General features: G+C 70.1%; 2 protein-coding genes. Both read left to right on the top strand.

The annotated features are described in order from the left end of the window. A partial coding sequence (locus RIF89_RS13385) for a dihydroxy-acid dehydratase (protein WP_309069587.1) occupies nucleotides 1-1,341 on the top strand: 1,341 nt, incomplete at its 5' end. Nucleotides 1,342-1,391: 50 nt separating this feature from the next. Beyond that, nucleotides 1,392-2,877, top strand: a 1,486-nt coding sequence (gene ilvB / locus RIF89_RS13390; RefSeq protein ID WP_309069588.1) for a biosynthetic-type acetolactate synthase large subunit, incomplete at its 3' end; no start/stop codon positions are given.

Raw genomic sequence — 2,877 nt, forward strand, 5'->3', positions numbered from 1 at the left:
GGCACGGTGCTGCTCGCGGGCTGCGACAAGTCCATCCCGGGCATGCTGATGGCGAGCGCCCGCCTGGGGCTGTCGAGCGTGTTCCTGTACGCCGGATCGATCGCGCCCGGCTGGGTGAAGCTGTCGGACGGCACCGAGAAGGACATCACGATCATCGACTCGTTCGAGGGCGTCGGCGCGTGCCGTGCCGGCCTCATGAGCGAGGAGGACCTCAAGCGCATCGAGTGCGCGTTCGCTCCGGGCGAGGGTGCCTGCGGCGGCATGTACACGGCCAACACGATGGCGTCGGTCGCCGAGGCCCTGGGCCTGAGCCTGCCCGGCTCGGCCGCGCCGCCCGCCGCTGACCGCCGCCGCGACTACTTCGCGCACCGCTCGGGCGAGGCCGTCGTGAACCTGCTGCGCCAGGGCATCACGACCAAGGACATCCTGACCAAGGAGTCGTTCGAGAACGCGATCGCACTGGCGATGGCGCTCGGCGGCTCCACCAACGTCGTCCTGCACCTGCTGGCGATCGCGCGCGAGGCGGAGATCGACCTGACGCTGCACGACTTCAACCGCATCGGCGACAAGGTCCCGCACGTGGCCGACATGAAGCCGTTCGGCAAGTACGTCATGAACGACGTCGACCGCCACGGCGGCATCCCCGTGATCATGAAGGCGATGCTCGACGAGGGCCTGATCCACGGCGACGCGCTCACCGTGACCGGCAAGACGGTGGCAGAGAACCTGCGCGACCTGAACCCGGATCCGATCGACGGCGAGGTCATCCACCGCTTCGACGACCCGATCCACGCGACGGGCGGCATCACGATCCTGCACGGCTCGCTCGCGCCCGAGGGTGCGGTCGTGAAGACCGCGGGCTTCGACGCCGCGGTGTTCGAGGGGCCGGCGCGCGTGTTCGAGCGCGAGCGCGCCGCGATGGACGCGCTTGCCGAGGGCAAGGTCAATGCGGGCGACGTGGTCGTGATCCGCTACGAGGGCCCCAAGGGCGGCCCCGGCATGCGCGAGATGCTCGCCATCACGGCGGCCATCAAGGGCGCCGGGCTCGGCAAGGATGTACTACTCTTGACGGACGGTCGATTCTCAGGCGGCACAACCGGACTGTGCATCGGCCATGTTGCACCCGAGGCAGTGGACGCAGGTCCGATCGCCCTGGTGCGCGATGGTGATCTGATCAGGGTCGATATCGCGGCTCGCTCTCTCGACCTACTCGTCGACGACGCAGAGCTCGAATCCCGCCGTTCCGGCTGGGAGCCCCTGCCCCCGCGCTACACCCGAGGCGTCCTGGCGAAGTACTCGCGACTCGTGCGCTCCGCAGCGGAGGGCGCGACGACCGGCTGACCCCGCGTCCCTCACGCGGATTCTCGACCCCACCTCAAGGAAGCATCACCATGCCGTCCGATTCTGCATTCGACGCGGCCAAGGTCCTCCCGCGGCCGCCCGCATCCCGCTCCACGTCTGCCTCCGCGCCCGTGATCACGGGCGCCGAGGCGGTCGTCCGCTCGCTCGAGCTGCTGGGCGTCACCGACGTCTTCGGCCTGCCCGGCGGCGCGATCCTGCCCGTGTACGACCCGCTGATGTCCGCCAAGACGCTGCGCCACATCCTGGTGCGCCACGAGCAGGGCGCCGGCCACGCAGCGGAGGGCTACGCCGCTGCGAGCGGCAAGGTCGGCGTGGCGATCGCCACCTCCGGCCCCGGCGCCACGAACCTCGTGACGGCCATCGCCGACGCCTACATGGACTCCGTGCCGCTGCTGGCGATCACGGGTCAGGTGTTCTCGACGCTGATGGGAACCGACGCGTTCCAGGAGGCGGACATCGTGGGCATCACGATGCCGATCACCAAGCACTCGTTCCTCGTGAAGAACGCGGCGGACATCCCGGGCGCGATCGCGGCGGCGTACGAGATCGCGTCGACCGGACGACCGGGACCGGTGCTCGTGGACATCACGAAGGACGCGCAGCAGAACGAGGCGCCGTTCGTGTGGCCGCCCAAGATCGACCTGCCCGGTTACCGCCCGGTGACGAAGGCGCACGGCAAGCAGATCCAGGCGGCGGCCGCGCTCATGGCGCAGGCGAGCAAGCCGGTGCTGTACGTCGGCGGCGGTGTGATCCGGGCGCAGGCGGCGGCGGAGCTCAAGACGCTCGCCGAGGGCAGCGGCGCGCCCGTCGTCACGACGCTGATGGCCCGCGGCGCGTTCCCCGACTCGCACCCGCAGCACCTCGGCATGCCGGGCATGCACGGATCCGTCCCGGCGGTGCTCGCGCTGCAGGAGGCCGACCTCATCGTGGCGCTCGGGGCGCGATTCGATGACCGCGTGACCGGCAAGGCCGCGCTGTTCGCGCCGAACGCGCAGGTCGTGCACGTGGACATCGACCCCGCCGAGATCTCCAAGATCCGCGCGGCCGACGTGCCGATCGTGGGCGACCTGAAGGACGTGCTCGTCGACCTCGACGCGGCGCTGCACGCCCGCACCGAGAAGGCCGACACGTCGGAGTGGTGGGCGTACCTGCGCGGGCTGCAGAATCAGTACCCGCTCGGCTACGCGCCGACCACCGACGGCCTGCTCGCCCCGCAGCACGTGATCAGCCGCATCGGCGAGCTGACCGGACCCGAGGGCGTGTTCGCCTCGGGCGTCGGCCAGCACCAGATGTGGTCGGCGCAGTTCATCAAGTACGAGCGCCCCAACTCGTGGCTGAACTCCGGCGGCGCCGGGACCATGGGATACGCCGTGCCCGCCGCGATGGGCGCCAAGGTGGCCCAGCCCGAGCGCGCGGTGTGGGCGATCGACGGCGACGGCTGCTTCCAGATGACCAATCAGGAGCTCGCCACCTGCGCGATCAACAACATCCCGATCAAGGTCGCGATCATCAACA

The organism is Microbacterium sp. (assembly GCF_031178525.1).
In the GTDB taxonomy this organism is placed as follows: domain Bacteria; phylum Actinomycetota; class Actinomycetes; order Actinomycetales; family Microbacteriaceae; genus Microbacterium.